This is a genomic window from Mariniflexile maritimum (genome assembly GCF_009746565.1).
GTDB classification, from domain to species: domain Bacteria; phylum Bacteroidota; class Bacteroidia; order Flavobacteriales; family Flavobacteriaceae; genus Mariniflexile; species Mariniflexile maritimum.
In genome coordinates, this window is sequence record NZ_WRPN01000021.1 from 1 (window position 1) to 8,216 (window position 8,216).

The window sequence follows — 8,216 nt, forward strand, 5'->3', positions numbered from 1 at the left end:
ACAGTGTAAAAATAATTGCTTGGTTCTTGCCTACTTGGAAAATCCTACGGATTTTCCTCTGGTTCGTTCCATTTTTAGTAAGTTAGTTGCTTGCACACGCAACTATCCTTACACATCAACGTTGTACACAAGCCGACAAAAAACGAAAAACCAACCGCACGTAAAAGCACATTTGGTTTTTCCAACCGCATAAGCCAAAGCTCTAAAAACCAAAAGAGCTTTCACTTCCCCACCGCCACCCTTTTTACTTATAGGAAAATCAAATAAACCAACTAAAAATTATATATTTGAATATTAAAAAAAATTAAGAAAATTGGAATAATGAAAGGAAAAAAAACAGCACAATCAATAGAACCAAATATTGCGGATTTAGCAAACGGATGGCTAAAATCATATAAGCTACCTTATAAATTAGAACAAGAATCAGTTAATGCCGAGATTGACAAAGCACTATCTGACTACTTCACTAAAAATGGTGGGGCAGGTGCAAATAGACCAGATGCCAAAATATTAGTTCAAGATAAAAATTTAGACTTTTTCCCAATTCTTATTGAGTACAAAGGCTATAAAGATAAACTCGTAAAACTTGATAAAGACGGAATAGTTGAAAACAGAACAGCCAAAAACGAATCGAATTTTAAAAACATCAACTCGTATGCAGTAAATGGTGCTGTTCATTACGCAAATGCTTTACTACATCACACAAGTTATACTGATATTATTGCTATCGGAATGACAGGTTACAAAGATGAAGCAGGGAAAATTCAACACGAAATAGGCGTATATTATGTTTCAAAAAGTAATCTTGGTGCGGGACAAAAAGTAGACGAATATTCCGATTTTTCATTTTTAGCATCTAAAAATTTTGATGCTTTCATTGAAAAGCTAAAAACACTTCAGCTTTCTCAAGAAGAACTTGATAAATTAAAAGAACAACGAGAAAAAGAAATTGACAAAACTTTAGTAAAACTAAATAATCATATTTTCGAGAATGAAAAAGGAATAGGTGAAAAAGACCGCGTTTATTTAGTAGCTGCGTCAATTATGGCCACCATTGGTATTCCTAACAAAGTCGCTTCTTTAGACAAAACAGATTTAAAATCATCTACTGAAAAAGGTAATAAAGATGGTGACATAATTTTACGGAAAATAAAAGCCTTTTTAGATTTAAAGGAAATACCACTTGAAAAAAAACAATTTGTAATTAGAGCATTAGATAATACTTTAACTACTGAAAATATCAACAAAGTTGAAAATGGTGAGAGTCAATTAAAAAGAGTTTTTACCAAAATTGTAGATGATTTAGGTATCTACTATAAAATTGGTCTAACAACTGATTTTACAGGTAAGTTGTTTAATGAAATGTACGGTTGGTTAGGTTTTTCACAAGACAAGTTAAATGACGTTGTACTTACACCTTCTTATGTCGCTTCGCTTTTAGTAAAATTGGCAAGAGTAAACAAAGACTCATATGTTTGGGATTTTGCCACTGGCTCTGCAGGTTTATTGGTATCGGCAATGAATGAAATGCTAATTGATGCTAAAAACACCATTACTTCACCCGAAGAATTAACCCAAAAAGAAGTAAAAATAAAAGCTGAACAATTACTTGGTTTAGAATTACTACCTGATGTTTATATGCTAGCTATCCTTAATATGATTTTAATGGGTGATGGTAGTTCTAATATTCTAAATATTGACTCAATAAAGGATTTTGACGGTAAATATGGATTTGGTAAAAAAGACTGCAAATTCCCTGCCGATGCTTTCGTTTTAAATCCACCTTATTCTGCTTTGGGTAATGGGATGAACTTCGTAGAAAAGGCATTGGGAATGATGAACAAAGGATATGCTTCGATTATTATACAAAGTTCAGCTGGTTCAGGAAAAGCAAAAGATTATAACAAAAAGATTTTAGAAAAAAACACACTATTAGCTAGTATCAAAATGCCTGGAGATATTTTTGTTGGAAAATCAAACGTTCAAACTAATATCTACGTTTTTAAGATAAACGAAAAACATCACAAAGATGAAATGGTAAAGTTTATCGATTTTTCGAATGATGGCTATACAAGAAGTAATCGTAGAAAAGCTAGTAGTAACCTTAAAGATACAGACCAAGCTAAAAAAAGATATGAAGAATTAGTAAATGTGATTCGCTTTGGTAAAAGTAAACTTGAACTTTTTACAGATAAGGATTATTTTGAAAATACGATTGACCCTCAAAATGGAACCGACTGGAATCAAACACCACCTATTGACACAAAACCTAACTTAAAGGATTTCAGGAAAACTGTAACTGATTATTTAGATTGGGAAGTAAGTAATATTCTAAAACAGCAAAGTTTAGAAGTTGATGATAATGATGCAATTAGCACTAGATTGATTGAGAGTTTAGAAAATGTCCAATCTAAGGAATACAAATTGGGAGAATTATTTGACATAAAAGGAAACCCACAATTAAATAAAGCTAGTTTCGTATTCAATGAAAAAGGTGCATACCCTTATTTCACAAGAACAATAATGAGTAATGGAATTGCAGGTTATGTAGATTATTTAGATGATGAACATAAAATTAGTGGAAACTGCTTGTCGATTGGGATGATGGGAATGCAATTTTTCTATATGGAAAAAGATTTCTATGCAGGTCAATTTACAAAAAGAGCAATTCCCAAATCATTCATATTAACAAAGAGAATAGCTACATATTTTATTAGTTTGATGAATAGAAACCAACAAGCTTTTCAAAATGTTTTAGTTAGAAATTTTGAACGTGAATTTAAAAAAACAAAAATTCAACTTCCAATTAAAAACGGTAAAATAGATTTTGAATTTATGGAAAATCTAATCGCTGAACTAGAAGCTAAACGTATAGCACCTCTAGAAAAGTTTATTAAAAGTCATCAATAAAAGGAAAAGCCAACGCTAAAAACAATACACATTTGTAAAAATTAATAGTTGCCTTATCAGAAACCGATAGGCTAATGAAAGAAATTAATAAAATAGAGATTGAATAATAGCAAAATTGTATATTCGCATAGCAATAACCGTAAGAAATTGAAAAAGAACGTGCGAAAACACAAAACAAGCTTGCGGAAATAGATAAACACCGTGCGGAAATGGAAAAAGAGCCTGTGAAAAAGCAAAACAATGTTGCGGAAATGGAAAAAGAGCGTGCGGAAACACAAAACAATGTTGCGAAAATAGACAGACATCGTGCGTAAGCACAAAAAAATCCTTAAAACGTTGAAAAAGAGTTTTAAGGAAGTAAAAAAAGCTATATGATATAAGCTAAAATCCATAAAGGATAGAGCAAATAAATATATTATTAATAAAAAAAAGTTGCAGTATGCCATTAAAAAAGAATCAAACCGAGGCGGAAGCTTTGGAACAGTACAGAGTATCATTTGAAAACGTTGAAAAACAACCAGAAATAGCCACAATTATGGCGGAGTTTGGATACGATGAAACATTGTTAACAGAAGGTAAAACCTTATTAACAAAAACACGACAAGCCTTTGACTTCAACAAAAAAGAAGACGATGAAACATCAGAGGCTTATAAAAACTTCACCGAGCTAAAAGAAAATTTAGCAAAAACCTACACACTTCACCGAAAAAAGGGAAAAGTAATCTTTAGAAAAGATATTCTTACGCTGAATAAATTGTCGCTTTCTGGAAGTCTGCCAACAGCTTATATTAAATGGTTGGAAGTTGTTAAGAAATTTTACACCGTTGCATCTGCTGACAGTGATGTACAATCTAAATTGGTAAGATTAAAGATTACAACAGAGGAAATAAACGGAACAATTCAGCTAATAACCAATTTAGAATTAGCCAGAGCCGAGTATTTACGAGAAAAAGGAGAAAGTCAAGATGCAACAAAACTGAAAGACAAAGCATTCGGAGAAATTGACGACTGGATGAGCGAATTTTATGCAGTAGCAAAGATTGCATTAGAGGACAATCCGCAATTATTAGAATCATTAGGAAAATTTGTAAGAAGTTAGAACACCAAACAGTAAGCACATTGGCAAACTCGCACGAGCCACGCTTCGCCAACAGTTTGCCAAAGAGCTTACAACATACAACAAAACAGAAAAATTAAAACACCAACGATAAAAAAAAGGCCAGTGTACAACAACGCATATAGCAAATTGCTTAATTATGGTAAATAGGAAAATTTTAGTACATTTAAACTTATAAATAAACAGTGGAAAATTGCGTTTTAAAACCCGCAACTTGCCATATTCAAGCCCGTTGTACACAATTTAAATACTGAAAAAATGAAAAAAATATTAACGCTATTAACTCTAATTATCTTTTTTGGATGTGACAAAGATGATGGATATGAATCAATTGAAATAAACAACAGCCCTTTAACACACGCTGAATTAAATTTTGAATTAGAAGAACCTGAAACTATATTAAATGATATTGCAAAAGGAAGTTTTGATAAAAATATTCAAAATGTTTTAAGACAAATGTTCGATAACTTTCCTGAACCAGCAGAAAGATATTGGGAATTCGAATATGTAGAAGACACAGACAGGATCTCGAAAATGACTTTTTATTTACCACATTATTCAGGCTGTGAAAAAGATATTTTTGTCTTTAAATATAACGTTGAAAATCTTATAGAGTCGATTGTTTCGACAAGAACTAATATTTGTAATGAATATGAAGTTATAAAAACTTATACATTTAACTACAATAGTGATGGACTTCTAAAAAGTATTTTTATGGATAATGACTCTTTCGTTGAGGAAAACTATTTTGGTTATTATCCAAACGGAAAAATTAAGGAAATATATAATGACCATCGAGGAAGAGGTTCTGATGTCAGTTTTGGACACCAAAAATTTTACTATGATTCTACTTTTTCAAACGTTACGCGAGTAGAACACACAAGTGGAACCAATTACAGTTATACTTATAAATATTTCTACGATAATAAAAAAAATCCATATAAAGACCTTTTCATTGCAGTATCAGTTTTTATGCCATACATCGGACCAGCATATTTATCTGAGAATAATGTAACAAAGATTATTGAAAAAAACGAAAATAATGTAAATGGTAACGAATTCACAAATGAATATCTTTTTAATTTCTCTAATTCAAATGTTTTAGAAAGCTATTCTGATATGGACGAAGAAGAGTTTCCATATATTTTATATTCAACGAACCAATAAAAACTGTGTACAACAATGGCTATAAGTAATTGCTTTTCCTCGCCTACTTCTGAAAATCCTCGCGGATTTTCAGTTTGGTGTGTACTTGCAATGTTAAGTGCTAACCCACGCAACTACTCATAGCCGAGACCGTTGTAAAACATTTAAGAAAAGCCAATGAGTAAAGTTTATGATTACGTTTTTTATAGTATTTACAGAAATACGAGTGTAATAAATAAATCTATTCCTGAATGGTCAACAATTATTACTATCTCTATACTTATAGCGCTTAATATTTTCTCTATTCTGATTTATACTGAATATGACATTAAGTCGATTGGAGAAGAAGGGTTTGGAGCAATTCCGCTGATATTGGTTGGAATAAATTACCTGTACTTTTTAAGAAACGATAGATATAAAAACATCTTAAACGGATTTAAAACTCATCGGAATAAATTGCTTTCGGACTCTATAGTGTTGACCTATGCTTGTGTTTCCGTTTTTACATTGTTTTATGCTTTGAGAATTGAATTGAAAACGACACTATTTGTGACCGGATTTATTGCATTGACTGGAATAATTCCTTACTTATTGAGACCGAAAAAAGAATAAAAAAACGTTTTACAACATTGTATAAAAATAATGCGTAAGTTTATTTCTAAATCAAAAGTTAGTGCTTGTTTGCTTGCATCTGATTTTCCTTCGGAAAATCCTCGCATTCAAACTACGCACTATTCTTATACGTAACCGTTGTGTGCCATTTTGAGAAGACTTACAACATGATAGAATTTTAAAAAGCAGAAAAAATGAATAAAAATGGAATTGATTGACAATAAAATAAAACTTCGACCATTCACCGATTCTGATTCAAAAAGACTTGCGGAACTATGCAATAACAAAAAGATTTGGAATAACTTACGTGATTATATTCCCTTTCCTTATACAGAGACTAATGCGATTGACTTTATTAAGTATTGTCAGACTGAAAATCCACAATTAACATTTGCCATAGAGATTAATGGAGAATTCGCTGGCAGTATCGGACTAGTTAGACAACCTGATGTTTATAAGTTGACTGCCGAGATTGGTTATTGGCTTGGAGAACCATTTTGGGGTATGGGAATAGCAACGAAAGCTGTCCGATTGATTGTTGAATACGGATTCAATAATCTTGGATTAGTTAGGATTTATACTGGAGTATTTGATTTCAATAAAGCTTCGCAAAGGGTACTTGAAAAATCAGGATTTAAATTAGAATGTATATTTGAAAAATCTGTATTTAAAAATGACAAGATTTGTGATGAATATAGATATGGATTGATAAATAAAAACGGCACACAACACGCAATATAGCCAATGGCGGGAGAAATAGTAATTCGAAGCTTTCTATCCCGCATCAGGGTTTGCAAAGGTGGATAATGACGAAGCCCGCAAACCGCCACTGGCCATATTGTCAAACGTTGTGTGTAATTTGAGAAAACAAGAAAATATGAGAAATTTAATAATAATTTTAGGAATAATACTTACTGTAAATATTTCTTATTCGCAATGTGAAACAAATACAACCGAATTAGATGACGGACGAAAAGTAATCTCTATGACAGAGAGATTCTACCAAAACGATGATTTGGAAAATGGAGTAAAAACGTTTTATGTAAGTGCAAATAGTTTTGTTCTTGCCGACGAAACATCTTTTTTTGAATTGGCAGTAACTTATATGTCAATAAGAACTTCATATTGGATTGTACCTAACACCCTCAAAATTGGACTAAAAACCGGTGAAGAAATTCTTTTAAAATCTAAAGAAAAATCAAGTCAAACATTGAATCGAATAAAACCAATTCCTAACACAGCTCGCGGTGTTGAATGCTACTTTCGAATAAATTATGATGATTTATTAAAAATATTAGGTACTGAATCAATTTCTTACTTAATTGTCGAAGATTATAAAACTGGAGAAAAATTTGATATTACACCATATTACAAAAAACAATTGAGTGAATTAATGAAATGTGTGCTGAAATTATAAAAACTACACACAACACCGTATAAAAAAAATTGCTAGTTTTAGCTAAACCAAAGTTAGTTGCTCGTTTGCTAGCTTCTGATTTTCCTTCGGAAAATCCTCGCACACAAACACGCAACTTTCCTTATACATCAACGTTGTGTGTAAGCTGAAAAAAATCCGTAAAACAAGAAAATGGGAATATTTGATTTTATAAAAGGTAATAAAAAAGCGAAATCGGAAAGAACCGAAAAGCCATCGCCTGAACAAAAATTATTCTCGGAAAAAGCTATGGAAATTGTAGTTCCGACTTTTGAACAGTTCGGATTTAAAAAACACAGAATTGAAATTGGAAAACATTCTTCGATAATAATTTACCGAAATGAAAACAAATACTTAAAAATATCGAGTACAACTTATCCAACAGATTACCCATATTGTTACAATATAATTTTCGGAGAAGGAGACAGCGAAGACGTTTTAGAATATGATTGGAATTCAATTGCACTTTGGAGATTTAAGAAAATAATTGAGCCAAAATCAAAAGCATCAGAATATGTATTTCCGACTAAAACAGGAGTTGAACCGAGTTTGAAAAATGCTAATAATGAATTATTGAAATACGGACAGACTTTTTTAAACGGGGATTTAAATTTATTCCACGAAATTAGAAAAGAACAAAATCAAAATAGAGAACCATATAAAATCTATTCGCCTGATAAAAATGGAAAATATCAAACATCATACGAACCGAAAAGCGTGGAACAGAAGAAAAAATATAGTTGAATAAATAAAAGCCTACACACAACACAGTATAAAAAAAATTGCTAGTTTTAGCTAAACCAAAGTTAGTTGCTCGTTTGCTTGCTTCTGATTTTCCTTCGGAAAATCCTCGCACTCAAACACGCAACTTTCCTTATACATAAACGTTACCAGCAATATGAAACAAAATTTGAACAAAAAATAAAGAACATTATGAACATTAAATTGACATTAACAATTGTCATAGCTTCTACCCTTTTGTTTTCTTGTGAATCA

At 31.4% G+C, this 8,216-nt stretch carries 7 protein-coding genes; all 7 read left to right on the forward strand.

Annotated elements, in window-relative coordinates:
• Positions 1-321: 321 nt before the first annotated feature.
• The 7 genes from GQO80_RS15465 to GQO80_RS15495 all read left to right on the forward strand — a co-directional run bounded on the left by GQO80_RS15465 (position 322) and on the right by GQO80_RS15495 (position 7,964).
• Positions 322-2,910 carry an N-6 DNA methylase gene (locus GQO80_RS15465; RefSeq protein ID WP_157209263.1) on the forward strand — a complete coding sequence of 863 codons (2,589 nt, stop codon included), beginning with the start codon at positions 322-324 and terminating at the stop codon, positions 2,908-2,910.
• A 439-nt stretch (positions 2,911-3,349) separates the two neighbouring features.
• Complete coding sequence (locus GQO80_RS15470) at positions 3,350-4,009, forward strand: hypothetical protein (RefSeq protein WP_157209264.1); 660 nt, start codon at positions 3,350-3,352, stop codon at positions 4,007-4,009.
• Positions 4,010-4,285: 276 nt separating this feature from the next.
• Positions 4,286-5,194, forward strand: a complete 909-nt coding sequence (locus GQO80_RS15475) for a hypothetical protein (RefSeq protein ID WP_157209265.1) — start codon at positions 4,286-4,288, stop codon at positions 5,192-5,194.
• Between the two features lie 156 nt (positions 5,195-5,350).
• Positions 5,351-5,785 carry a hypothetical protein gene (locus tag GQO80_RS15480; RefSeq protein WP_157209266.1) on the forward strand — a complete coding sequence of 145 codons (435 nt, stop codon included), beginning with the start codon at positions 5,351-5,353 and terminating at the stop codon, positions 5,783-5,785.
• A 204-nt stretch (positions 5,786-5,989) separates the two neighbouring features.
• Positions 5,990-6,526, forward strand: coding sequence for a GNAT family N-acetyltransferase (locus GQO80_RS15485; protein ID WP_157209267.1), 537 nt, complete (start codon positions 5,990-5,992; stop codon positions 6,524-6,526).
• A 136-nt stretch (positions 6,527-6,662) separates the two neighbouring features.
• The gene (locus GQO80_RS15490) at positions 6,663-7,202 is read left to right on the forward strand and encodes a hypothetical protein (RefSeq protein ID WP_157209268.1); all 540 of its coding nucleotides are present in this window, start codon (positions 6,663-6,665) and stop codon (positions 7,200-7,202) included.
• Between the two features lie 171 nt (positions 7,203-7,373).
• On the forward strand, positions 7,374-7,964 hold the full coding sequence (locus GQO80_RS15495; RefSeq protein ID WP_157209269.1) for a hypothetical protein: 591 nt from the start codon (positions 7,374-7,376) through the stop codon (positions 7,962-7,964).
• The last annotated feature ends 252 nt before the right edge of the window (positions 7,965-8,216 follow it).